The following is a 25426-nucleotide window of genomic DNA, read 5'->3' on the forward strand; positions in this document are numbered from 1 at the left end:
AAAGAAAGTTATCCTGATCTTTCGTATATTTCACCGTATGCACCTGCCTGACTCACTATTCTCCAGTACAGACAATGAACAGTTGCGTTCATTCGTCAAAAACCTTCTCGACACGGTCGAGAAGCAATCTGTGCAAATTGAAAGGCAGCGCGTTCAGATCGAACAGCTGGTCGAAGAGAACGAACAGCTTCGAGCAGAAATTCGCCACCTGAAGAAGCACAAGGGCAAGCCTAAAATCAGGCCTAATGTCTCGGACAAGGGCGATGATCAGGAAGACAGCTCTTCTGCGGAAGACACTGATCAGGCTGCCGGGAAAAGTGACACTGATCGTCCGCCGAAAAGTAAACGACCACGATCACAAGAAGCCGGTGAAACCGCTGCACCACCAATGACTGTTGACCGAGAGGAAATCTGTTCAATCGCTGCTCCCGGTGAGAACTGGCGCTTCAAGTGCTATATCGACTTTTTCCATACTGAGCTGGACTTGCGTTTTGTCACTACTCGCTACAGGCGTGAGTATTACACAACTCCGGAAGGCGGGGTGTCAGCCCCGCTACCTGATCATGTGAAAGACCGTTTTGGCGACAACCTGAAAGCCCATCTGCTGGATTTTTATCATTCATGCAGTACGACACAGCCACTACTGCTATCTTGGCTGCACGACCATGGATGCTCAATATCAGAAGGTTCCCTGAGCAACATCCTGACGAAAGGCCATGATATTTTCCACCAGGAAAAAGAAGAATTGCTGGAAGCAGGGCTGACTTGCTCTGATTATCTCCAGGCCGACGACACAGGTGCTCGCCACCAAGGAAAAAACGGCTACTGCCTGTTTATCGGCAACCCTTATTTTTCCTACTTCCATAGCAGCGACAGTAAGAGCAGGATTAATTTCCTGGGCTGTCTGCAAGGGCAGCAGCGGCTTTATCTTCTCAACGACGTTGCCATTGACTACATGGAGAATCAGGTTGATGTGTCGAAGAAGTGGATCACTGCGCTATCCGAATGCGGCGAGAAGCGTTTCTCAACAGAAGAAGAGTGGGAGAGCTTCCTTAACAGCATTGGTTGTGCTGCCCCGCAACAAAGGCGCTGGGCGACAGAGGGTGTTTTAAAGGCCGCATTGATGCTCAATCATCGCCTTGAGAACCTGATTATCCATAGCGATGGAGCCCGGCAGTTTGATACAGCCTTTCAGCATTCGCTGTGTTGGTACCATGCGGGAAGAAACATGGACAAGCTGATACCGGCCAATGACCTGGAACGAGCCGCCCGTGACACCGTGCAGGATCAGTACTGGTGCCTCTACGACGACATTGAGGCCTACCAGAAAAAACCAACGGACAAGGAGAAACAGAAGCTCTACCAGGAGTTTGATCGTTGGGTAACACAGCGGGTTGACTACCCTGCCTTGCAGGCTGAGTTGGGCAAACTGATGGTTGTCAGGGAAGAGCTGTTATTGGTTCTTGAGTATCCGTGGCTGCCACTGCACAACAACCTGAGCGAGAGGCAGATCAGAGAGTATGTGAAACGGCGAAAGGTTAGCGGTGGTACCCGGAGTAAACTTGGGAGGAAATGCCGCGACACCTTTGCCAGTTTGAAAAAGACCTGTAAACAACACGGGGTGTCCTTTGCCAACTATCTCAGGGACAGGCTGACTGGAACCAATCTGATTCCGCAGCTGGGGCATCTCATCCTGAAGGCATCAGGCTATCAGGAAACGGTTCTTGCCAATGGAATATGAGCAGTTACCTTCATTTAATGTCGTGAAATCTACTGCCTCTAAAAGATAGTTTTCGTTAATAGTAGCTGTTGTAATTAGTAGGTTCTGAAATCTACGAATTTGTCTTGTGTTATACGCCGCAATTAGCTCTTTTGGTATGTAGTGCTCCAGAGCGACTCTATTGGAATTACCTAGCCTTCTTGATGCTGATCTCACTGAACCAGTTCTAAACCATTCCAAAACACCTTCTGTTGCTCTGATTTTTGAATGAGTAATTGTATTTTCAATTAATCCATACTCTTTCAATGATGGATAAAAGTGCATTAAGCATTTTCCAGAGTATGGCGCATTGCTATTGCTACTGTCATAACCTGTAATCCAGTTACTTACTCTTGTATGGCTTGGAGAGACTAATTTTTTACCAAACCTATCTAATACAAGAAAAAGCCTATCTTTTATGCTGGCATCAGCATATTTTCTGTTCTTCACATTCATCTCTGTGATGGTACTGATTATTTCCAAACTAGTATCATTTAAAACTTCTGTTTTTATTGACTTGGCACGCATTTTCTCTATTGAAAATGTTTTGCCACTTTCCGTGATTTCTAATAATGTTTTTCCATTCTTATCGGAAATATTGCTTTGTAATAGTGATTCAAAAGTAAACTTAGGATTAAGCATAATAAGCAATGCAGTAATGTAAGAAATGTCTCTATGACACAAGATCCCAAAGCACCAATTGATTCTATTGCAAATAGGGATTTCAGAAACATTTTCTATCTTGCACTCGGGAAAAGGATCATAGCCTTCCAACAAATAAGAGGATATAGCTTTGCTTGGAAATGCGGGGTGTCGATAGGCTGCCACGGAGTAACCGATACCAAACTCTTGCAATAAAAACAGGCAGTTATTAAATCCTTCTTTATAATTTGATGCCGCTATATGATATCTCAAAGGCGGCACACGTCCTGGCCTCATATTATAATCAAAAACATCCTTACGATTTATGCGGGACAAAAGCTTTTCTTTATCTATAGATTTAAAAATTTTTTGCCCAAATTCATAGTGTAGCTTTATAGCCTGCCAGTAATTTTTTAAGCAGGCATATAATTTATCTCGCCTTCTTTCTAGTTCAAATTGAATTTCATCAAGGTAGTCGGCATCATTTCTGCTAAGGGTTATTGGTATAATCAGGTTGTTTATATCCTTATTTTTCTCTACTCTTTTTGGGGGAGTTTCTCCTATTAAAGAAACCTTGAAACTTGTGCTTTTTATTTTTTCTCCAACTTTTCCCATTGGTGGCACAAGAACATCAATTGGTATTAGTTCTCTAAATTGCAAAAAAATCAAAAAAGGCCTAATGTTTTTATTCCAAACACTAACCCTTGTTTCAATTTTTGCTTTTAATTTTGATGTAGTCAGAGTAATTCCATACCAATTTTTTATAAAAATACGCCATTCATTTGATGTTTCAGGAAGTCGATTAATATCTGTTTTTTCAATTAGAGCGTTAAGAGTTGAGTTAACCCTGTTAATCCATGAAATGATACTTTTATAGGATTTGCCCTCACAATAGGCAATCATCATAGTAGTTATAACTTTATGGTCTGAAAGATATCTAATTTTATTGAGGTTTGTATATGAAAATCTACCGTCTGTTTTCTTATGCCGGATTACAATTCTATCGCCTTCTAATATAGTTTTCATCTCTATCTCAGAAACTGTCAAATTTATACTAGTCAAAAAATATACTATGAAGTTGATTTTATCTAGTAATATCAATGTATTAATGCACCAATCATAATTTTTTTGACAATATTTCGTGTTCGGAATTGTTTCGTCCAGAAATTTCAGGAACGGGATGGCAAGCCCATCAAGGCTGCCGCCAAAGAGGCAGAAGCCGACAACGAAGACAACCAGACCCGTGTCCGACGGGTGCTTGAAGATGGCAAGTTCTATATCTGCGAAGACCAGAACGTCAACTATGGCCTGCTCAATGCCGACGGCACTGCCAGACCAAACCAATGGGTGGAACAAAGTCGGGAGGCGGTGGACTTTCAGGTGTTATCCACCAAACCCAACTTTTATGTTCTGGTGGATGAAGCCCACCGCAGCCAGTACGGGTTTCTGGCGGCCTTTATGCGGGCCAGCCTGCCCAACGCCAGGTTTATCGCCTTTACCGGCACACCGCTGTTCAAGGAAGACAAGAACACGCTCAATGCTTTTATGGGAAAGGGTGGTAGCGGCGACTACATCGACACCTACCGGCTGGATGAAGCCGTTGCCGATGGTGCCACGCTGCCCATTAAGTACCAGGAAGGCATGACCGACCTGACCGTTGACCCGGAGCTGGATACCGCTTTTGGTGATGTGTTCGGTCAGGAAGACGAAGCCCGTCAGAAGCAGCTGAAACAGGCACTACTCAAAAAACGCCGCACCGCCCAGGATCGTATTGATGAGAACGCCCAACATCTGGTGCCGCATTTCCTGACCAGCGTCAAAGCCAAAGGGTTTAAAGGGTTGCTGGTGTGTGATGGCCGGGATATGACGGTACGCTACAAAGACACGCTGGACGCCATCATGGCAGAACGGACAAAAGCTGGACAGGACACCTTTGAAAGCCGGGTGGTGATTTCACTGGGGGGCATTACCGAGAACAAGACCGGCGTGAATGAAGCGCAGGCGGCTTAGGAGGTGCATGGCATTCTTCACAAGCTGCAATCCATTGAGGAGCGGGTGCGGGCGGAGATAAAAGACGGCGGTCAACCCATTGCCGTTCCCACCGATGAGATTCCCAAACTGGTCAACGACCTGTTCAAGAAACCTTACGGGGATGAGAGCCAGAACGATAAGCATCATACCAGGGTGAATAATACTGGCCTGCTGATTGTCTCCGATATGCTGCTCACCGGCTGGGACGCTCCCATCGTCAACACCCTGTATCTGGACAAGCCCCTGAAGGAACACACACTGCTTCAGGCCATTGCCCGTGTGAACCGTACCCGCAAGGGCAAAAACGCCGGTTACATTGTCGATTATCATGGCGTGGTCGAATATCTGGACAAGGCTCTGTCCATCTATGGTAGCGAGGTGCAACCCGAACAAATATGGACGGACATCAACAGCGAACTGCCTAAGCTGGAAACCGCTTTGCAGAAAGTGCTGAACCTGCTGCCAAAAAAACACGACCCGATTAAACAGCCAGAGTTGTATAAAGAAGACGCCGACCTGCACCTTGACCCGGATGCCCGGCTTGATGTGGTGCTGCCCGACCAGCGGGGAGCCCGTTACCAGCCTTATTTCAAGGTACTGGGCGAGATCAAGCTGGCTCTGAAAGACGAGTTCATCACCGGCAGTCGCCTGCTCTACCGGGGCAAAACCTGGTACTGCGTGGTGGAACCGGCAGAGGAACTGAGTCAGGCACGAATAAGCTTTAACCACTCCCGGTTTTTCATTCAGTCACCGGAAGGCAGCCACATCAGCAATTCAGTACTCCGTGTTGCCAGGGAAGCGTTCTTCAGGGAAAAGGCGAAAGACAAACTACTCCCCCGTATCCGCTACTGGCAACGACAGACCGGCCTTGAGGCGACAGGCTACCGGATGTTCAAGTTCCAGCGACGCTGGGCCAGCTGTAGCGAAGACAATGTATTGGAGTTCCATCCACGCTGCATGGAGTTCGCCCCGTCCGTACTCGACTATGTGATTGTCCATGAGCTGTGCCATACCATTGAAAAGCACCACGACAAAGCCTTCTGGGTGTTGGTTGCAAAGCATTACCCGGACTGGGAAAGGTGTCATGCGGAGGTTGATCGGTTGGGGGTTGAGGTGTGACCTCTAAAGCTGTACCTGTTCAAATTTGGCAACCGCACCATGATTCCATCTTACCTTGAAAGCCGACCCGCCTGTCATGTGTTCAGCGTGATCCATGATAGCAGGCCACCAGCGCACCAGATTATGGGCTTTCTCCCAGTACTTTCTCTTCGACCATTGCTTGTCCAGAAAGAAAACCGTTAAGCCACTGCGCCGCAATGCTTCTTTTTCTTCATTCCTGAATTCAAGTCATAAGTGCATAACCCATGACTTTTCTTGCATCTATTCCAGTTGACTCTTTAAATGCCTCATAAGGAGTCTTGTAGCCCAGGCACTTTCTTGGCCTGTTGTTCAGCTTATCCACTGCAATGATGACATCTTTTTCTGTCACGCCATTAAGCTCCATCGACTTGGGGAAATACTGCCTTAGCAAACCATTAGCATTCTCATTCTGGCCTCTTTCCCAAGAATGGTAGGGGGCAGCAAAGTAGCTGTCACATTTTAAAGCTTTGGCAATTGATTCATGCTGAACAAACTCCTTTCCATTGTCGTATGTTATTGTCTTTACAAACCTTTTCAGAGGCTTGAGTACGTCAATTATTCCCTGTTTAACCGCTTTTGCCTTCTTGCCTGGTAGAGGGACAGCAAGGCGAAGCTTGGTTTTTCGTTCATCTAATGTAGCGATGGCTCCTTTATGATTTTTACCTATTACAGTATCAGCTTCCCAGTCACCAACTCGCTCTCTGTTGTTGACCACTTCGGGGCGTTCTTCAATGCCAACCCGATTTGGTATACCGGTTCGGTTATGAGCTGAACCGTATCGCTTTCGATAAGTTTTTTTCTGGTGCCTCAAGTGCTTATAGAGCGAGCCTCCGCGCCGTTTATCATCCGCTACAAATTGATAAATCGTCTCATGATGCAGCTTGATTACACCGTCCTTTTCAAGCCTTCCAGCCACTTGTTCAGGACTCCAATCTGAACGGATATCGTTTGAAATACGTTGTTTAATGTCGTCTGTCAGCTTAATAGCTTTTGGCTTATCTTTGTGCCGCTGCCGAGCTGTGCGATTAGCCTGTTGGTGCCTGTACCCTCTTTGCCCTTTATTGCGGTTTACTTCTCGCGACACGGTAGGCTGTGAACGGCCAAGCTTTTTAGCAATTTTGTTTTGTGAAGTCCCATTTTTGAGTTCAGTTTCGATATAATATCTCTCTTCAGAGCTCAGGTGTGTATAGGCCATCCTTGGCTTCCTCTGTATGGTTTGGTTGCTTTACAGAATACCCCTGAGTTCTGATTCACTTCAAAGGTTCTGAAACAATCCTCTGGTTACAGAGGTTATGCACTTATGATACGAATTCAGGATTGCCTTTTTTGAAACGATCCTGAGAAACAACAACCCAGTGTTTATCTCCGGACAAAGCAGTAATCCAGTCAATATCTTTCGTATCCGGGGAAAACTTATCCTTCAGGGCATAGACTTCAGTATTGTCACAAACGGTTGAAAGCTCACGAATGGCATGAGCTAACGCTGGAGGCAAATTGTTATCAATGAGGTACTTCACCACCGGCAATCCTTTGCTCAAAACTAACGGCGGCATTCACAGAAGCAGTGTCTACCTCATAAAGACTGGCAACCATTTTGGCATTCTGGTCTTCTGCTAACCAACTTTGGTACAACGTTTCTGTTGTGATACCTGCGGCTGTAACAATAGGCTTGCCAAATGAACGTGCGGGATCAAGCACGACCTTTTTGCTCTTTGGAACCGGAAACCAGCGCAAAGCACTGCTTTCATCCCCATCGTATTCAATACCCGTATACAAAGATGGCTTAATCACTCTGTTGAATACATTTTGTTTTTTTATCAAATCAACCAGGCTTTCATCACCGGTTTCTTCTTCCACCGTCGCAAATATGCTGCGCCCATCCGTCTGAAAGCGCCTGCATGTAAACGGGTAGTCCTGATCGAAATATTCCTTGGCCTGCTTCACGGCTGCCCGGATCGTCGGTAATTGAACACCGTATTGCCGGAATGCGTTTACGAAGCGGATTTCCAACAAATCCTGAAAGCTAATTGTGTTATCAATGCTTTCTGTGACTGCTGACTTCCACAGGGGAGCCTGTCTGGAACGACTGCCTGATTCGTATCCCAGCATCCAGCCCCTGATCTTGCGAGATGGAATGCCTGTAAGAACTGAAGCTTCAGGGATGCTGTATAAACCAACGCCAATCAATGATGTCATTTTTACCTCCCTGCTTCTCAATTATCGTGGATCGTTAGTAAACATCAGCATGACGCAGATGACAAGTCAATCGGCCAAACAGTTTGGTGATTGAAACCGATGCCAGCGCAGCTGTCTGGTTTCAGTAACACTGTCAAAGAAGCACACTTGCTGGACACCCTCCCGCCCCCGGCTAAGTCATTGATCCCCCGTGTCCAAAAAAACTTAATCCTGCCCAACTGGACAGGATGTAAAGCAGGGTCTAGTTTTCCCTTTACTCAGAATAAGAAGTAGAGGAACCCCGCCATGAAAGGCCAGAACGTCGGATACATCCGGGTCAGCAGCGTTGACCAGAACACCGCCCGCCAGCTTGAAGGTATTAATCTCGATACCACCTTTGAAGACCATTGCAGCGGCAAAGATACCAACCGGCCTCAGTTAAGGTAGAGAAGGCTTACAATCACACGACACCTACACCCATTTCATTCAGACTATCTCTGAATGCCTTCTCTTTATTCTGCGGTATAACAATCTGTAACTTTCCTAAACGCTGACACCACTTTGACAGCACTTTGTCATTCATAATCAAATCAACGATCTCCTTGCTCTTGCAAGACATAATTAATGCCTCGCCTTGAAGCTTCACCCCCTCCCGATTAGCTTCAGCCTGTTTCAACAAACCCTCGCAATCTTCCGGTAAAAAAGGCTGACTCTCTCTGTCGGTCAGAAAAGCTTTTAATTCCGCAACACTACCACCAACCTGTGTGGCTTCCATGATTTTCTTGCGGGATAGTTTCCAGTCGGTTTCTTTGCTTTTCACAGCGTAAAGCGATAAAAACTGCTGCTCCCAGGGCTCAGGGTGACTGTCAAAAACAATACGTCCCTGGCGATGAATACTCAGGCTGGTTACTTTGCTTTCAGTAGGCTTTGACTCATAATCATCCGTCAAACCCAACACATAGCTGCCCAGCGACGTCAGTCTGAAAAAGCGTAAGCCATCATAACGGCTAAGGCACTCCATATCGCCAAAATCATCGTAATACACGCCCTCCTCATTAGGTGCAGCCATCACCACATCCACAAGCCCGAGAGTCGCTGCATATTCCAGCAGGAAGCAACGTAGATAACGAGCCTCCAGCTGATCCCATGATGCATTGCAAAACTCACCCCAATCAGAATTATAAATGTAGAGGTACCCGGGCATTGTCGTAATGTCGAGCCCGGAACCCGTTGTAAACATGTATTTGGAAAAATCTCCAAAGTTGATCCACACCCCCGAAGGGCAGTCTTTCAAATAGCCAATAATGTCATCTCTTCTGGGAGCCACGTCCGTAAAAAAACGCTTCCCCTTGCCAGTCTGCCCTTTAATGTTATCTATACGGTTAAATTCATCGAACTTACGATTGCCGATCCACTGATCCCAGATATCTTTAATGTTGTCGGCAAATTGGTTGTTCGTCTTCTTTGCCTGAACCAGCGTCGTTTTTGACTGCCTGGTAAACTTGCTGTTGCCCATCATTCTCAGCCAACCGAAGGAAACAATATGCTCCATACCCTTTGCTTCACGACAGGAGGCCTTGTCATAATACTCATGAACCTCTTTGGCGACTTTCTTCAATGTTGCCAGAGACGCAACACCGGTCTTGTCGCTGACCTTGATTTGTTTATCCTGAAGTAACATCAGCAACGCATGAAATTCCGACTGGGCAACCTGCTCCCGTTCGAACACCTGATAGCCATCAGGCAGGGTTTCCGGCAAGGTATCAACAGCCAATGTGTCGGCTTCCGGTTCATCAACAAGCTCTCTCAGAACAACAAGCAATTCATCAGGCATCTTTATTGAAGAAGAATCCCATCCGTATCGTTCCTGAGAATAAAAAAACACTGAAAGCGATTCAGCCAGCCTTGAACCGTAGTAAAACATCCCATGACGTTCTTTATTTTCAGGAAAGTCACCGTACTTGGCCTCAAAACGGCTTTTCTCGATAAAACCCTTGTAATTAAACACCGTCTCTTCAATAAACGCTCGCTCCAGATCTGAAAGACCCTGCAAATACGGCTTCATATAAGCCTCATCAGACAGTCCTTCTGCCAGAGCTTCAGTCAACCAGGCCTTGCGAATCTGCTTTGGCCTCACTCCAAAGTAAATGGCATACCGCTTCTTTAACGTATCAACGGTTTCCATTTCTAATGCTGCTTGCAACCCGGACATTGAATAACCACCTTTCGTTCAGTAAAGCTGTTCCATATCAGCACAGTGTAAACGCATTCGACCGTTCAAACCCTACTACCTTTCCTGTAATCTACCTCTCATTACTCAAATCGAAATCAGTCCGCACCTTCAACACCCGGACGCTCGCATTACCGGTTACCAACATGCCCAACACCCAAACCAACCTGGCCGCCTTCATCTGGTCCGTCGCTGACCTCCTGCGGGGCGATTTTAAGCAATCCCAGTACGGGCGCATCATCCTGCCCTTTACCCTGCTGCGTCGCCTGGAGTGTGTACTGGAACCCAGCAAAGAAGCGGTACTGGCACAGTATGAACAGGTGAGAAAAAGCAACCTGCCCGAAGACGGCAGTCAGGGCGACATCAAGGACAATCTGGAAACCTGCGTTCAGTCGTTTTCCCGTGATGCCCGCGAAATCTTTGAGCATTTCAAGTTTGATGAATTTGTCGGCACCCTGAACGAAGCCAACCTGTTGTATAAGGTGGTGCGGAAATTCGCCACCATAGACCTGAGTCCGAAGGCGATCTCCAATCACGACATGGGTCTGGTGCAGCTAAGCACTAAAAACCATGCATGCAACGCTTTCGTCATCCCCGCGAAGGAGGCTGTCGCAAAAGGGTTGAAAGCATGAATTATTACAACACCGTCGTTCCCGCGCAGGCGGGAATCCACACCAGCCAACAGTCAGTAAAAAAACTGTCATCTTTTACCGGAGCAATGGATTCCCGCCTTCGCGGGAATGACGGTGAGGTGCAACTGCCCAGTATTGAAGAAATTGAGCAGGGTTTGGGAGGGGAGTTGTTATGAGGGCTGGAAGCTTGAAGCCGGTAGCTGAAAGTGGGAAGTATAAGGCTTATTCGGAGTATAAGGATTCTGGGGTTGAATGGTTTGGCTCCATTCCTTCTCATTGGCAGGTTGCAGGCTTTAAAAAGTATTTGTCTTCGATTGTTGATTATCGTGGTAAGACACCAAACAAAACTGATTCCGGGATTTTGTTGGTAACAGCTCGAAACATAAAGCAGGGGCAATTGGATTATGAAAAATCCCAAGAATTTATTGATCCTGATGACTATGAATCGGTCATGATTCGAGGTAAACCAGAGATAGGGGATGTTCTATTTACTACAGAAGCTCCATTAGGCGAAGTTGCGATTGTAGACCGCACTGACTTCGCCCTAGCTCAGAGAATCATTAAATTTTCGGGAATGAAAAGCATACTTGATAACTATTATTTCAGGTATCTGCTTATGTCTCAGGAGTTTCAGCAGTCGTTACAAATGTACGCTTCAGGCTCAACGGCATTAGGCATCAAAGCAGAGCGTTTTGTTTATCTTCGAAAGTTACTTCCCCCGTATAGTGAGCAACGCATTATCGCTAACTTCCTCGACCACGAAACCGCCAAAATCGACACCCTGATCGAAGAACAACAATCCCTGATCCGGCTGTTGCAGGAAAAACGACAGGCAGTGATCAGTCATACCGTCACCAAGGGGCTGAACCCGGACGCGCCGATGAAGGATTCCGGTGTGGAGTGGCTTGGGGAAGTGCCGGAGCATTGGGTTGTTAGACGGTTGAAGCACGCATCTGACCATCAATCAGGTATACCAAAGGGCAAAGATTTAACCGGCAGAAAAACCATTGAAGTTCCCATGCTGCGTGTCGCCAATGTTCAGGATGGTTATCTTGATTTGACTGATGTTCATACGATCAAAATTGAGCCGAGCCAGCTTGACCGCTTTATGCTGAAAAAAGGTGATGTTTTGATGAATGAAGGCGGCGATAACGATAAATTGGGTCGTGGCGCTGTTTGGACAGGTGAAATTAATCCCTGCATTCACCAAAACCATGTTCATGCAATCCGACCCAGAGAAATTGAGCCTGAATGGTTAGAACTGCTTACAGGTTCCTCATATGCGAAGTTTCACTTCTATAGAGTAGCGAAACAAAGTACTAACTTAGCTTCAATCTCTTCTAGCAGCATGAAAGAAACACCTTTGGTGATTCCCCCTGTTGAAGAGCGTAGAGAAATCATGTCTTACCTCAAAAAAATGAAGACTAATTATGACTCTCTTGAGACTGAGTGCCAGAAGCAAATAACACTATTAAGCGAGCATCGCACCGCCCTGATCTCCGCTGCCGTCACCGGCAAAATCGACGTGCGTGACTGGACAGCACCAAAGGAATAAACCCATGAAATTAACGGACTACCAGTTTCTACAACAACTGTCGGCATTGCCCTTTGTCGAGGCGCTGTATCTGTTCGGCTCCCGCGCCCGTGGCGACGCCCGTGAACGCTCAGACATTGATCTTGCAGTATTCTGCCCTACCGCTTCAGACAACGAATGGTTGCAGGTCTTGGCTATTGTGGAGCAAGCCGATACCCTGTTAACCATTGACTGCGTGCGCTTTGATGCTGAACCGGCAGGCAGCACATTGCGGGCCGCCATTGAACAGGATAAACAGGTATTGTATGAGTGTTGATTTAAAACTGGATGCACTGGGTAAAGCACTGCAACGATTTCACGAATCACTGCAATACGACGAATCCCAGCCACTGGTGGTTGATGCGTCAATTCAGCGGTTCGAGTTCTGTATTGAACTGAGCTGGAAAACCTTGAAAGCCTGCCTTGCCCAGGAAGGCATTACCGCCAACACTCCGAGGGAGTCTATGCAGCAGGCGTTTGCGGCTCACTGGTTTGATGATGAAAAAGCATGGCTCAGTATGCTAAAAGATCGCAATCTTACCTCGCACACGTATAAAGAAGATCTGGCGTTAGAAATTTACCGCCGCTTACCCTCTCATTATCAGGCGATGCAGGCATTGCATACCCACCTGACTTCCCGCTTTGGTCACTACTGATTCCTGATTGTCTCCGCACTGCGGAGACAATCCTTTCTGTAGCATGAGTTATACGATGGATAGCATCCAAGAACGGATTTTCCAAAATGAAATGATCGCCCAAATGCAGTCCAATGGCTGGCTGCCGGGGTCAGCCGACCAGTATGACCGGGAAACTGCGCTATACACCGCCGGCAAAAAGATAAAGGCCTGGCGCATTGATCTGGTATTGTTTATCAACGGTTTGCCGGTGGCGACGCTGGAGCTGAAGTCGGAGTTTAAACAGTCCGTCGATAACGCCATTCGTCAGTACAAAAAGACCCGTCTGCCCCAAAGACCCGGAAACCGGCAAGCCGGAACCATTGCTGACCTTCAAACGGGGCGCACTGGTGCATTTTGCCGTGAGTCAGTACCAAGTGTATATGGCAACCAGTCTGGCGGGCAGCGATACGTTCTTTCTGCCGTTTAACAAAGGCACGGCGGAAGGCGGCGCACTTTGTCCCTGATGATGGCCTTGAATATCACACGATTCATGATGTCAGCATACAGGCGCACCGCCACCTCAGAACCATTCCATGTGGTAAGGGTGGGGCTATCCATGATTACCTGCCCTTTTATCTCGGTCCTCTGTCACCGATGCTCTATAAACTGAGCAAAGGCGGGCTGGACGGTTACAGTGACGGGCAGGAACCTCTTATTTATCTGGTCGCCTGGGCTGATGAGGTGGCTAAGGCCGGATTCGATTATGTGTTTTCTGATGGGCATGGTCTTGCCCGTTTCACTCAATGGTATGACGACGTTTCCCAACTGGGTCAACTGGACTGGCCACTGGTTCTGAGTCAGGAATGGGCAGACACTCTGGAAGACAATGACCGCAAGCGGCGCAAACAGGCTGAGTTTCTTGTTCACCGTGAGTTTCCGTGGTCGATGATTAAGGGTATAGCTGTAATTAACGATGACATCGCTGGCAGGGTCAATGCTATCCTTGACCAGTTTTCAGACCGACATAAACCGCCTGTCAGGGTCGTCAGACAATGGTATTACCAAGGCTAAGGATATGATCAAGCTCACTCAGGGAAACTTGCTGCGCTCAGATGCTGAAGCACTGGTAAATACCGTGAATTGCGATGGTTACATGGGCAAAGGCATTGCCCTGCAATTCAAGAAAGCGTTTCCCGAAAACTTTGTGGCTTACCAGAAAGCCTGCAAACAGAACGAGGTTCAACCCGGAGCCATGTTTGTGCATGAGTACGGCGATATGATGGGCAGGAAGATCATTATCAACTTCCCGACCAAACGCCACTGGCGCAATCGCTCCCTGATGGAAGATGTGGATTCCGGGCTGGTTGCTCTGATTGAAGAAGTGAGGAACCGTGGCATCAAAAGCATTGCTATCCCACCGCTGGGCTGTGGCCTGGGTGGACTTGAATGGTCGGAAGTCCGGCCTCGAATAGAAGCTGCCTTTGCAGAATTGCCTGACGTTGATGTTCACCTTTACGAACCAAAAGGTGCGCCTGATGGCAAGACACAGCCTGTTGGCACCAAGCAGCCCAATATGACCCGTGCCAGAGCTTTAATCATCCTTCTCATGGCTCGTTATCGTGAGCTTGAATATGAGCTGACGCTGCTTGAAGTGCATAAGCTGGCTTATTTGCTGCAAGAGCAGGGTGAAGACCTGAAACTTAACTTTGTTGCTCACCGCTTTGGTCCTTATGCCACCAACATTCGGTTTCTTTTGCATGTAATGGAAGGGCATTTTATTCGGGGGTTCGGGGATGATGAAAACCCGGAACAGTTAATCGAGCTAATGCCTGGGGCACCTCAAAAGGCAGAACAGTTTTTGTCTGCGGACGAAACATCCCAGTCCCGATTAGAGTCTGTCAGCCAGTTCATTGATGGTTTTGAAACACCTTATGGAATGGAGCTACTTACAACTGTTCACTGGGTACAGAACCATGAACAAAAGCAGATCGAAGAAGACATTTTTATGCGTGTTAAAAAATGGTCTGCCCGTAAGGCAAACCTATTTACGCCGTTTCATGTTAAGGCGGCTATTGCTCATTTGGGTCGATGAGTTGATATTCAATCACTGAATGAATCTTTAACCAGCCAAAGTAAGTATACTTTTTGGACACCCTCCCGCCCCTGGCTAAGTCATTGATCTCGATACCACATTTGAAGACCATTGCAGCGGCAAAGTGAGCTGCACTCTTGTCATAAAGAGCCGCTCATGGCTGTTTAGTGGAAGAATTACTATCGCTGAAAAGGCTATCTGCAAAGCATTCACTCACATGATGTAGTGGGTGAGGCTCTGTTCAGCATAAGAAGTGAACAGAGCCTCACCCAAATGTCTTAAGTTTGTATAAGACTATCAATCCAGCACCGTCTTGGTACCATCGGAGTGCCATTTATAAACGACAAAGCTGAAGTCTTTAAGATCGCCCTTGCCATCGAAGGTCAGTTGTCCGGTTGGTGTCGTAAAAACATTCCTGCGCAGCACATCCGCTACTTCTTCAGGGTCTTCATTCTTAGCCATCTTCATGCCGTCTGCCATCACCTGTACAGCAGAGTAAGCCGGAAAAACAAAAGGACCCGATGCGTCATTGCCTTTTGCCTTGATGGCTGCAACCAGTTTGGCATTGACCGGGTCCTGATCGAAACTCTTTGGCAGGGTGACCAGTAAGCCTTCTGAAGCTTCGCCGGCAATAGCAGATATATCTTTGTTGCCCACACCTTCTGGTCCCATAAACGGTACCTTCAAACCCTTTTCAGCACTTTGTCGCAAAATCAAACCCAGTTCAGGGTGGTAGCCGCCATAGTAAACAAACTCGACATTTTCCCTTTTCAGCTTGGCAATGAGCGCAGAGAAGTCTTTGTCACCGGAAGTGACACCTTCAAATACCGCTACATTAATACCTGCCTCTTCCACAACATCCTTGACTGCCCTGGCAATACCTTCGCCGTATTGCTGTTTGTCATGAATCACTGCCATTTTCTTTGGCTTGATCTTTTCAACGATATATTTACCCGCAGTTGGTCCCTGCAAACTGTCCAGGCCGATAGTGCGGAAAATCATCTTGTAACCACGACTGGTAATTTCAGGGCTGGTTGAAGCCGCAGTAATCATCAGAATGCCTTCATCTTCGTAAATATCAGAAGCAGGCTGAGTGGAGGAGGAACAAAGGTGACCAACAACAAATTGAACCCTTTGGTTAGCAATTTTGTTCGCCACAGCTACGGCTTGTTTAGGGTCACAGGCATCGTCGAAAACAACGGCTTCCAGTTGCTTGCCATTGACACCGCCCGCTTTATTGATCTGCTCAATCGCCATTTTGGCGCCGGTAAACTGCATATCCCCATACTGTGCAACAGGGCCTGTTACAGGACCCGCCAGAGCAATTTTGATGGTATCTTCAGCCTGAGCCATACCCATGACTCCAGCCAGCAGCATGGTTGCCGTAAGGCTCAATAATTTTTTTTTATTATTCTTCATTGTGTTGACGCCCCTTCCAAAAGGATGGTTTCGATTTGTTATTTTAAAGTCTCTGGTGCTTGCCACTCGCTATATTAATAATTTTTTACAGCCAGATCAGCAACTATTTTTTCAGAGCCGGCGCAAAAAAATAAACGACTGACCGGGGCGCCAGGCTTCGGGGCTGGATATACCACAAACAGCCAGAGTAGTTCGCTTTTTATGCTATATGTGCTTATGCAGTTACAAATAAGGAATTGATTATGACTCGACTGTATGTTTTTGCATTCTTTTTGCTGATAACGCTCAGGTCGTGGAGTCAGGTGGAATCTCCCGACATTACAGGCAATTTGTTCCAATTCGGACTATTAGGTGTATTTATCCTTAACTATAAAAATTTTAATGAATATTCCGAGCCTGATATGGGTATGACCAGATCATATGATAATCATTCCCCGCAGTGCCGGGTAGGAGTCCGATTGAAAACAGTTCAGAAAAGGGAGGGGGTATTATTGAATTTGTGGTGGTTTCCATCTAATAAATCCGGGGAATATAGAAATGGCCAGACTTCGATTGAAGTGCCTTCAGAAAATGTGCCAGAGCCGGTTGAAGGTACTCTGAAAATGAAATATTTGGAAAACAGTGCCATTGCGCTTTGCGCTCAAATGCCGGCGGTGAAAGAAAAAGGTTTGGATAGAGTCCAAAGTTTTTTACCTGACAAGGCTAATCGAATCGACGTTTTGTTTTCCGGAAAAGGCAATATTGATGTTGATAATAACGAATCCCACTTCTATTTATTTGGAATGGGGCAACAAGCAGTGGACAGGTATCATTTATGTTCATTTTACCGGATTCACCCAATAAGAGACATTCAAGTGTGGATGATGCATTCTGAGGCTGAAGACGACGGCACTCCTACTGATCAACAGCAATATCATGAAGGCCTGAATAATGAATGGGCTGTCTCTATGGTTGATCCACAGTCAACGCCTGCTTCTGATGAACCAGACGAACCAACGGGTTTGGAGGTTCTTATACAGGGGGCTACTGTGATGGGGGAGCGGGGCATGTTAGAGCTGATGGATATAGCAGCGACACAACAAGGAATAATGTGGAACAGCCGGAGAGCCAGATTGCCTTCATTGGAGGAAATAGCTCATCAGGAAGCAGGATTGAATCAGGCAATCTCAGGAGTAGAGGAAATAGAGGGGGAAGAAAACATTCCCCAGTTTCTGCAAAACAGACTGGAAGACGCATTTTCAGCAAATAATAACCCAACTGAAGATGACTTGCGATTAACAGCCCTGGGATTGGATCTGTCATTAGAAGTGGTTGCACGTTGGTTTTCACAACGTCAGGCAGTGAAAGATCAACTGACAAGGCTTGTCCGATGGAGTGATCTACATACTTTAACAGAAGCGGCCAATGAAATGGTGGAGTAATGGTCAAAAATGAACAATTTCTCTCGCTCATGGCTCTGTATAAGACATAAGTCGAATTTCCGACCAATGTAGCAAGGATCAGTATCAGAAACAGCTCTAAACTTGAGAATGTATAAGGAAAAAACTGAATCAAGTCACACTGAAAAAGAATAGAAACACCAGAAAAAGCCTGTCATAGAGGGAGCTGTACTATGGAACTAGAGAGGGAAGTCGAGAGGGATATAAAGAGTTGCGACTACGAGCTGAATTTCAGCGAACTTGTCGTACTAACGTTATCATTTGGCAGTATTATCATAGCCTTGCACTTTTTCTTTGCCAGTGTTTTCTGATATCAGCATGATAAAATCAGATTTATTAAAAACGGCCGGTTCAACCGGCCACTCTTAATGATTAGACAGTAATGATTAGACAGTAATGATCAGGCAGAAATGATCAGGCAGTGATGGTTTCCACTCCGTTTTCAGTACCCAGCAACAACACATTGGCTGGTCGGGCAGCAAATAAACCATTAGTGACCACACCTACGATCTGATTGATTTTCTCTTCCGTGGCAACCGCATCGGTAATTTGCATATTCCAGACATCCAGAATGACATTACCATTGTCAGTCACTACACCTTCGCGATAAGCCGGATCGCCGCCCAGCTTAACCAGTTCACGGGCCACATAACTGCGAGCCATTGGAATCACTTCAACAGGCAGTGGGAACTGGCCCAGCACATCCACTTTCTTGCTGCCATCAGCGATGCAGATAAACTCCTCAGCCACAGCCGTAACAATCTTTTCACGGGTCAATGCAGCGCCGCCGCCTTTGATCAGCTGCCGGTGTTCGTTGGTTTCATCAGCACCGTCGATGTAAAAGCGCAGACTGGAAACACTGTTCAGATCGTAAACGGGAATTCCATGGCCTTTCAGGCGGTCTGCAGACGCTTCAGAACTGGCAACACAACCATCAAACTTCGCCTTATGCTCAGCCAGGGCATCAATAAAGAAGTTAGCGGTGGAACCTGTACCAATACCGATGATCATGTCATCTTCCAGATGTGGAAGAATACGTTCCAGAGCGGCTTCAGCCGTTGCTTTTTTCAGTTCGTCCTGAGTCATTACGTTACCTTAACAGCATGAGACACGGGGAAAACAAGAATTATACTACTCAACCCCGACCGATTTCCTTTAGAATGCCCAAAACCAATGAAAATCCAAAAAAAGTCAGTATAAATAGCAGAACAAAATGCCTCACCACTATATAAGAAAGATTCTGGAAGCCAGGGTCTACGATGTCGCGGTGGAAACACCTGTCGATCCAGCTCCCTTTCTGAGCGAGCGTCTGGGCAATAACATTCTTCTTAAACGGGAAGACCTTCAGCCCGTATTTTCTTTCAAAATTCGTGGTGCCTATAACAAAATTGCCCAGCTCAATAAGGAACAGAAAAACTGTGGTGTGATTGCCGCCTCGGCAGGCAACCATGCCCAGGGCGTGGCGCTGGCAGCAAAAAAGCTGGGCATTGAAGCCATTATTGTTATGCCCACCACCACACCGGAAATAAAGGTTCGGTCGTGTAAGGTGAGAGGCGCCAGAGTTATTCTGCATGGAGACACCTTCGACCAGGCACTGAAACACGCACTGGAACTGGTTGAGCACCATGGCTACACCTTTATTCACCCTTACGATGATCCTGATACCATTGCCGGACAGGGAACGATCGGCATGGAAATACTCCGCCAGCATACCGGCCCCCTGGATGCTGTTTTTGTTCCTGTCGGCGGAGGTGGCCTGGCTGCCGGTATCGCCACCTACATCAAGTATCTCCGCCCGGACATTAAGGTGATTGGTGTTGAATACGAAGAGTCTGCCTGCCTGAAAGCAGCATTAGACGCTGACGAACGTGTAGTTTTGCCCCACGTAGGCATCTTTGCAGATGGCATCGCCGTGGCACAGATTGGTGAGGAAACCTTCAAGCTTTGTAGAGAGTATATTGATGAAGTCATTACCGTTAGTGCAGATGAAATCTGTGCAGCCATTAAAGACATCTTCGATGACACGCGGTCTATCTGTGAAACCGCTGGGGCAACGGCGCTTGCGGGGCTGAAGAAATTTGTTGAGTACAAAGGGGTTCAGCAGCAAACACTGATGGCAATAGACTCAGGCGCCAACGTTAACTTTGATCGTCTTCGCTATGTTTCTGAACGCGCTGAGTTGGGTGAAAAGCGCGAAGCCATCATTGCTGTAACGATTCCGGAACGTCCCGGCAGTTTTAAAACCTTCTGTGAAACATTGGGCAAGCGCAGCGTGACAGAGTTTAACTACCGCTATCACGATCCGGTAAATGCCAGCATTTTTGTCGGTGTGCAGGTACACCCCGACCAGATGCCGATCGATAACCTCATCAATGAGTTGAAAGACAAAGGTTATCCGGTTGAAAACCTGACCGATAATGAAATGGCAAAGCTCCATGTTCGCCATATGGTTGGAGGGCATAGCAGTGCCGTTGAAAACGAAGTGGTTTACAGCTTCGAGTTCCCGGAACGTCCCGGTGCTTTGCTGAACTTCCTGAACAAACTCGGCAAACGCTGGAACATCAGCATGTTCCACTACCGTAACCATGGTGCGGCTTATGGTCGTGTTGCAGTGGGTCTTGATGTTCCACCCGGGGAAAGAAAGCACGTGAGCGGCTTTCTGGATGAAATTGGCTACCACTATTCCGAGGAAACCAATAACAAAGCCTATAAAGCCTTTTTGGGCTGACCAGTATGGGAGTCCTTTGCGACTCCCTTTTTTATGCCTCAACCTGGTATCAACAATTGCGACGACTGTCGTTTATGCCAACCATGAAGACATTTTAGACTGCCGGAGCCTGAAGCCGGGACAGCTCTTCTTCTTTTACCGCCCGCTTACGCTCGTCAGCCGTCCTTGCGGTTCTCAAGTGACCAATCTCTTCTTTATGTCGCTTAATATCGCCTACCAGTCTCAAGCGCTCCTCTGCCGAGCTGTCGTCACTGATAATTCTGGCTTCCTTGTCGAGAATTTTCTTTTCCAGCTTCTCTATTTTTTTCTTTGCGTCAGCAATTTTGTAACCGTAATCCCGAATAGATTTCTCGACAGCGTAATACTCTTGCCCCTGGTTGTAATACTTCAGAAACTCATTGTGCAAATCTGCCGGACACTGGTGGTTATAGGTTCCGCCACTCTTTCCGTAATCATAAGCATTAGTCGGCGTACAAAACTGCCTCAAGCCTGCTTCAAAACCTTGCTGGTATAGCGCCTGGCTTGGAACAATAGAGTATTCAGCGCAAGCACTGCGATGATCGCCAATTCGGGACATAGAGTAGCCATTCAGGCCATCTTCAAAACCAATTAACTGCCAGTCAGCGTTAAGGCACTCAGACTCACTCATAGTGGCGCACCCCCCCAGAAAACCCATGGAAGCTACCAGAGAAATCGCTGTTATTTTTTTCAACACGGTTAGAAGTCTCAAAACGAAAAATAGACGCTAAGTCTATTCATCTTGTAAGGATTTGGTTAGCAGCTACTTGACGAAAATTTCTAGACATATACCTAAGGCAATCTACGGAATACACCGACTATTAAGCTCGTACAAAAATAACGGTCTATGAATTGCTCAGTTAATACTCTCCCCCTCAACTCACGACACAGTTGATCCCGAAAATCCCGTATAAACTGACTGCTGCGCTCAGGCATCCGCTTTCCAGCTTCAGTTTGCATACTGTCAGCAATCTTCGGTAGGTTAATGCTGACTGCTGGTTGGGTAAACAGTCATTTCATGAAGATTCATTCCATGAGGCTGAGATAAGGCAAACATCACAGACCGGGCAATATCTTCTGCCTTTAAGCCATCAGGCTTAGGATCATCAAAAAATGGAGTATCCACTACACCCGGCTCAATAATGGTAGTTCGAACGCCTGTACCCTTTAACTCTTCCCGCAGATTATAACCAATAGCAGACGCCGCCCATTTGGTTGCTCCGTACATAGAGCCCGATAAATGAAGACGGCCGGCCGCAGAACTCATAATGACAACATGCCCTTTATTCTTTTTAATCTCTTCCAGACTGGCTCTCAACGTTAGTGCAACACCATAAACATTGGTAAGAATCATATCTTTCCATTGCAGCGGGTCGGCACCGCTGAACCCTCCCGGAGTTCCCCCGATACCGGCATTGGCAAGAACCGCATCGATTTTGCCAAAATGCTGCAATGCTTCGCTAACCAGCTTTTGCTGATCATCCCAGGAAGATACATCGCATACGACCGGGTGCGCTTTCTCACTGCCACCCAACTCAACACACAGATCTTCCAGTGCATTTTTACGACGACCGGCAATCACCACAGACCAGCCAGCCTGAACTGCGTGCCGGGCGGTTTCCGCACCAATACCACTGGAAGCCCCGGTAATCACGAGGGTTTTATCGTCTGACATATTGCACCTTCCTGAAAATCGTTATTTTAAGCGGACTGTTTAGCTGGCAAGCAACAAGACTCACAGACAGGCAAATCCGCTTTGATGGAAAGCAGTGTAGCCCACATAGTATCGGTGATGTTTTTGTTGTTCTTGCTTTTTCCACACATAGCAAAAACCCCAACCGATTTCTCGACTGGGGTTCTCTTAATTAGTGCCTGGCGATGACCTACTCTCACATGGGGAAGCCCCACACTACCATCGGCGATGTGTCGTTTCACTTCCGAGTTCGGGATGGGATCGGGTGGTTCCAACACTCTATGGTCACCAGGCAAATTCTTTTTTGAGTTGCAGTTTTTCCGCTTTCCGCTTTCCGCTTTCCGCTGCCAGTTTAGGCTACTGCAAACTCTGGAATCCTGTTCTTAATAAGCTTTTGTTCTTGCTTCACACTCTCGTGCATGGCGACCTCCATGGATGGAGGAAGTGCTGAAAAACGTCTGGAACGTTTTCAGTGCAAATCGCTTTGGCGTTATATGGTCAAGCCTCTCGAGTCATTAGTACGGGTTAGCTCAACGCCTCACAACGCTTACACACCCCGCCTATCAACGTCGTAGTCTTCAACGTCTCTTATGTGGCCTCGAAGGCCAAGGGAAGTCTCATCTTGAAGGGGGCTTCCCGCTTAGATGCTTTCAGCGGTTATCCCGTCCGAACTTAGCTACCGGGCAATGCGTCTGGCGACACAACCCGAACACCAGTGGTTCGTCCACTCCGGTCCTCTCGTACTAGGAGCAGCTCTCCTCAAACTTCCAACGTCCACGGCAGATAGGGACCGAACTGTCTCACGACGTTCTAAACCCAGCTCGCGTACCACTTTAAATGGCGAACAGCCATACCCTTGGGACCGGCTTCAGCCCCAGGATGTGATGAGCCGACATCGAGGTGCCAAACACCGCCGTCGATGTGAACTCTTGGGCGGTATCAGCCTGTTATCCCCGGAGTACCTTTTATCCGTTGAGCGATGGCCCTTCCATTCAGAACCACCGGATCACTAAGACCTACTTTCGTACCTGCTCGACCTGTACGTCTCGCAGTCAAGCTGGCTTGTGCCTTTACACTAACCGCACGATGTCCGACCGTGCTTAGCCAACCTTCGTGCTCCTCCGTTACTCTTTGGGAGGAGACCGCCCCAGTCAAACTACCCACCACACAATGTCCCCGGTCCCGGTAAGGGACCTGGGTTAGAACCTCAATATTGCCAGGGTGGTATTTCAAGGTTGGCTCCATGCAGACTGGCGTCCACACTTCAAAGCCTCCCACCTATCCTACACAAGCAACATCAAGATCCACTGTGAAGCTGTAGTAAAGGTTCACGGGGTCTTTCCGTCTAGCCGCGGATACACTGCATCTTAACAGCGATTTCAATTTCACTGAGTCTTGGGTGGAGACAGCGTGGCCATCGTTACGCCATTCGTGCAGGTCGGAACTTACCCGACAAGGAATTTCGCTACCTTAGGACCGTTATAGTTACGGCCGCCGTTTACCGGGGCTTCGATCAACCGCTTCTTCCGAAGAATAACAGCATCAATTAACCTTCCGGCACCGGGCAGGCGTCACACCGTATACGTCCACTTACGTGTTAGCACAGTGCTGTGTTTTTAATAAACAGTCGCAGCCACCTGGTATCTTCGACCAGTCCCAGCTTAGAGAGTAAATCTCATCACCAGAACCGGCGCACCTTCTCCCGAAGTTACGGTGCCATTTTGCCTAGTTCCTTCACCCAAGTTCTCTCAAGCGCCTTGGTATTCTCTACCTGACCACCTGTGTCGGTTTGGGGTACGGTCCCCCTTGACCTGACGCTTAGAAGTTTTTCCTGGAAGCATGGCATCAACCACTTCCCGGCCGTAGCCGGTTCGTCATCAGTTCTCGGCATAAGTGGACCCGGATTTGCCTGGGCCCACAGCCTACGACCTTAAACAGGGACAACCATCGCCCTGCCGGCCTAGCCTTCTCCGTCACTCCATCGCAGTCAAGGGGGGTACAGGAATATTAACCTGTTTCCCATCGATTACGTCTTTCGACCTCACCTTAGGGGCCGACTCACCCTGCGCCGATTAGCGTTGCGCAGGAACCCTTGGTCTTCCGGCGAGGGAGGATCTCACTCCCTTTATCGTTACTCATGTCAGCATTCGCACTTGTGATACGTCCAGCATGCCTCCCGGCACACCTTCAACCGCTTACACAACGCTCCTCTACCGCTCAGTAACTCTTAATAAAAAGAGTACTGAACCCGTAGCTTCGGTGAATAGTTTGAGCCCCGTTACATCTTCCGCGCGAGCCGACTCGACCAGTGAGCTATTACGCTTTCTTTAAAGGGTGGCTGCTTCTAAGCCAACCTCCTGGCTGTCTGGGCCTTCTCACATCGTTTCCCACTTAACTATTACTTTGGGACCTTAGCTGACGGTCTGGGTTGTTTCCCTTTCCACGACGGACGTTAGCACCCGCCGTGTGTCTCCCTTGATTGCACTCATCGGTATTCGGAGTTTGCATGGGGTTGGTAAGTCGGGATGACCCCCTAGCCCAAACAGTGCTCTACCCCCGATGGTGAGACAAGAGGCGCTACCTAAATAGCTTTCGAGGAGAACCAGCTATCTCCGGGCTTGATTAGCCTTTCACTCCTATCCACAAGTCATCCCCTGGCTTTTCAACGACAGTGGGTTCGGTCCTCCAACCAGTGTTACCTGGTCTTCAACCTGCTCATGGATAGATCGCCCGGTTTCGGGTCTACACCTTGCGACTGTTCGCCCTATTAAGACTCGGTTTCCCTACGGCTACCCTATGCGGTTAACCTTGCCACAAAATGTAAGTCGCTGACCCATTATACAAAAGGTACGCAGTCACCCATCGCTCAATAAAGAGCAAGTAGGCTCCCACTGCTTGTACGTACACGGTTTCAGGTTCTGTTTCACTCCCCTCAACGGGGTTCTTTTCGCCTTTCCCTCACGGTACTGGTTCACTATCGGTCAGTCAGGAGTATTTAGCCTTGGAGGATGGTCCCCCCATGTTCAGACAGCATTTCACGTGTGCCGTCCTACTCGATTTCACAATAAAGGAGTTTTCGCGTACGGGGCTATCACCCACTATGGCCACACTTTCCAGTGTGTTCCGCTAACTCCAGGATTGCTTAAGGGCTGGTCCCCGTTCGCTCGCCGCTACTGGGGGAATCTCGGTTGATTTCTTTTCCTCCGGGTACTTAGATGTTTCAGTTCCCCGGGTTCGC

Annotated in this window: 24 protein-coding genes and 2 rRNA genes (1 of these 26 only partly in view); 14 read left to right on the plus strand and 12 right to left on the minus strand. The window is 47.6% G+C overall.

Annotated elements, in window-relative coordinates:
• Positions 1–37: 37 nt before the first annotated feature.
• Positions 38–1741, plus strand: a complete 1704-nt coding sequence (locus NX722_RS18270; protein WP_262563696.1) for an IS66 family transposase — start codon at positions 38–40, stop codon at positions 1739–1741.
• Here the strand turns inward: NX722_RS18270 and NX722_RS18275 are convergent.
• Positions 1703–3427, minus strand: a complete 1725-nt coding sequence (locus tag NX722_RS18275) for a hypothetical protein (RefSeq protein ID WP_262564288.1) — start codon at positions 3425–3427, stop codon at positions 1703–1705. The genes NX722_RS18270 and NX722_RS18275 overlap by 39 nt on opposite strands.
• 102 nt (positions 3428–3529) lie before the next feature.
• Between NX722_RS18275 and NX722_RS18280 the strand changes: the two genes are divergently transcribed.
• The gene (locus NX722_RS18280; RefSeq protein ID WP_262564289.1) at positions 3530–4411 is read left to right on the plus strand and encodes an HsdR family type I site-specific deoxyribonuclease; all 882 of its coding nucleotides are present in this window, start codon (positions 3530–3532) and stop codon (positions 4409–4411) included.
• A 3-nt stretch (positions 4412–4414) separates the two neighbouring features.
• Positions 4415–5551 (plus strand): M48 family metallopeptidase, encoded by a 1137-nt coding sequence (locus tag NX722_RS18285; RefSeq protein ID WP_262564290.1) that lies wholly within the window; start codon positions 4415–4417, stop codon positions 5549–5551.
• A 3-nt stretch (positions 5552–5554) separates the two neighbouring features.
• Here NX722_RS18285 and NX722_RS18290 read toward each other — a convergent pair whose 3' ends face one another.
• The 4 genes from NX722_RS18290 to NX722_RS18305 form a co-directional block, all read right to left on the minus strand.
• On the minus strand, positions 5555–5749 hold the full coding sequence (locus tag NX722_RS18290) for a hypothetical protein (protein ID WP_262564292.1): 195 nt from the start codon (positions 5747–5749) through the stop codon (positions 5555–5557).
• 25 nt (positions 5750–5774) lie between these two features.
• The gene (locus NX722_RS18295) at positions 5775–6767 is read right to left on the minus strand and encodes an IS30 family transposase (RefSeq protein WP_262563592.1); all 993 of its coding nucleotides are present in this window, start codon (positions 6765–6767) and stop codon (positions 5775–5777) included.
• A 103-nt stretch (positions 6768–6870) separates the two neighbouring features.
• Positions 6871–7089: a PIN-like domain-containing protein gene (locus NX722_RS18300; protein ID WP_262564293.1), complete on the minus strand. Its 219-nt coding sequence runs from the start codon at positions 7087–7089 to the stop codon at positions 6871–6873.
• Positions 7073–7768 (minus strand): MerR family transcriptional regulator, encoded by a 696-nt coding sequence (locus tag NX722_RS18305; RefSeq protein ID WP_262564294.1) that lies wholly within the window; start codon positions 7766–7768, stop codon positions 7073–7075. Before NX722_RS18305 ends, NX722_RS18300 begins: the two co-directional genes overlap by 17 nt.
• Before the next feature lie 285 nt (positions 7769–8053).
• Between NX722_RS18305 and NX722_RS18310 the strand changes: the two genes are divergently transcribed.
• Complete coding sequence (locus tag NX722_RS18310) at positions 8054–8194, plus strand: recombinase family protein (RefSeq protein ID WP_456077466.1); 141 nt, start codon at positions 8054–8056, stop codon at positions 8192–8194.
• Positions 8195–8207: 13 nt separating this feature from the next.
• Here the strand turns inward: NX722_RS18310 and NX722_RS18315 are convergent, their stop codons facing one another.
• Complete coding sequence (locus NX722_RS18315) at positions 8208–9959, minus strand: hypothetical protein (protein WP_262564295.1); 1752 nt, start codon at positions 9957–9959, stop codon at positions 8208–8210.
• Positions 9960–10123: 164 nt separating this feature from the next.
• Between NX722_RS18315 and NX722_RS18320 the strand changes: the two genes are divergently transcribed.
• Genes NX722_RS18320 through darG form a run of 8 tightly spaced genes read left to right on the plus strand, consistent with a single transcriptional unit; the run spans position 10124 to position 14891 of the window.
• Complete coding sequence (locus tag NX722_RS18320; RefSeq protein ID WP_262564296.1) at positions 10124–10609, plus strand: type I restriction-modification system subunit M N-terminal domain-containing protein; 486 nt, start codon at positions 10124–10126, stop codon at positions 10607–10609.
• Entirely contained in the window at positions 10606–10785 is a 180-nt protein-coding gene (locus tag NX722_RS18325) for a hypothetical protein (protein WP_262564297.1), read from the plus strand. Before NX722_RS18320 ends, NX722_RS18325 begins: the two co-directional genes overlap by 4 nt.
• A complete protein-coding gene (locus NX722_RS18330; RefSeq protein ID WP_262564298.1) occupies positions 10782–12164 on the plus strand; it encodes a restriction endonuclease subunit S in 1383 nt (460 codons plus the stop codon). Before NX722_RS18325 ends, NX722_RS18330 begins: the two co-directional genes overlap by 4 nt.
• A 4-nt stretch (positions 12165–12168) precedes the next feature.
• Positions 12169–12459: a nucleotidyltransferase domain-containing protein gene (locus NX722_RS18335; protein ID WP_262564299.1), complete on the plus strand. Its 291-nt coding sequence runs from the start codon at positions 12169–12171 to the stop codon at positions 12457–12459.
• A complete protein-coding gene (locus tag NX722_RS18340; RefSeq protein ID WP_262564300.1) occupies positions 12449–12838 on the plus strand; it encodes a nucleotidyltransferase substrate binding protein in 390 nt (129 codons plus the stop codon). Before NX722_RS18335 ends, NX722_RS18340 begins: the two co-directional genes overlap by 11 nt.
• Positions 12839–12893: 55 nt before the next feature.
• Positions 12894–13286, plus strand: a complete 393-nt coding sequence (locus tag NX722_RS18345) for a type I restriction endonuclease (RefSeq protein WP_262564301.1) — start codon at positions 12894–12896, stop codon at positions 13284–13286.
• Positions 13265–13870 carry a type II toxin-antitoxin system toxin DNA ADP-ribosyl transferase DarT gene (gene darT, locus NX722_RS18350; protein ID WP_262568693.1) on the plus strand — a complete coding sequence of 202 codons (606 nt, stop codon included), beginning with the start codon at positions 13265–13267 and terminating at the stop codon, positions 13868–13870. The genes NX722_RS18345 and darT overlap by 22 nt, the downstream gene beginning before the upstream one ends.
• Before the next feature lie 4 nt (positions 13871–13874).
• Positions 13875–14891 carry a type II toxin-antitoxin system antitoxin DNA ADP-ribosyl glycohydrolase DarG gene (darG, locus tag NX722_RS18355; RefSeq protein ID WP_262564302.1) on the plus strand — a complete coding sequence of 339 codons (1017 nt, stop codon included), beginning with the start codon at positions 13875–13877 and terminating at the stop codon, positions 14889–14891.
• 297 nt (positions 14892–15188) lie between these two features.
• Here darG and NX722_RS18360 read toward each other — a convergent pair whose 3' ends face one another.
• Positions 15189–16310 carry a branched-chain amino acid ABC transporter substrate-binding protein gene (locus tag NX722_RS18360; RefSeq protein WP_262564303.1) on the minus strand — a complete coding sequence of 374 codons (1122 nt, stop codon included), beginning with the start codon at positions 16308–16310 and terminating at the stop codon, positions 15189–15191.
• 242 nt (positions 16311–16552) lie between these two features.
• On the opposite strand from NX722_RS18360, the gene NX722_RS18365 reads away from it, so the two are divergent.
• The gene (locus NX722_RS18365; protein WP_262564304.1) at positions 16553–17731 is read left to right on the plus strand and encodes a hypothetical protein; all 1179 of its coding nucleotides are present in this window, start codon (positions 16553–16555) and stop codon (positions 17729–17731) included.
• A 432-nt stretch (positions 17732–18163) separates the two neighbouring features.
• Here NX722_RS18365 and rpiA read toward each other — a convergent pair whose 3' ends face one another.
• Positions 18164–18835: a ribose-5-phosphate isomerase RpiA gene (gene rpiA / locus NX722_RS18370; RefSeq protein WP_262564305.1), complete on the minus strand. Its 672-nt coding sequence runs from the start codon at positions 18833–18835 to the stop codon at positions 18164–18166.
• Positions 18836–18962: 127 nt separating this feature from the next.
• Between rpiA and ilvA the strand changes: the two genes are divergently transcribed.
• Positions 18963–20477, plus strand: coding sequence for a threonine ammonia-lyase, biosynthetic (gene ilvA, locus NX722_RS18375; protein WP_262564306.1), 1515 nt, complete (start codon positions 18963–18965; stop codon positions 20475–20477).
• Positions 20478–20571: 94 nt separating this feature from the next.
• Here ilvA and NX722_RS18380 read toward each other — a convergent pair whose 3' ends face one another.
• The 4 genes from NX722_RS18380 to NX722_RS18395 form a co-directional block, all read right to left on the minus strand.
• On the minus strand, positions 20572–21126 hold the full coding sequence (locus NX722_RS18380) for a DUF2799 domain-containing protein (protein ID WP_262564307.1): 555 nt from the start codon (positions 21124–21126) through the stop codon (positions 20572–20574).
• A 351-nt stretch (positions 21127–21477) separates the two neighbouring features.
• Entirely contained in the window at positions 21478–22170 is a 693-nt protein-coding gene (locus tag NX722_RS18385; protein WP_262564308.1) for an SDR family oxidoreductase, read from the minus strand.
• Between the two features lie 195 nt (positions 22171–22365).
• A 5S ribosomal RNA gene (gene rrf, locus NX722_RS18390) occupies positions 22366–22481 on the minus strand.
• A 201-nt stretch (positions 22482–22682) separates the two neighbouring features.
• Positions 22683–25426, minus strand: a 23S ribosomal RNA gene (locus NX722_RS18395); it runs 177 nt beyond the window's last position.

It is taken from the genome of Endozoicomonas gorgoniicola, from assembly GCF_025562715.2.
GTDB classification, from domain to species: domain Bacteria; phylum Pseudomonadota; class Gammaproteobacteria; order Pseudomonadales; family Endozoicomonadaceae; genus Endozoicomonas_A; species Endozoicomonas_A gorgoniicola.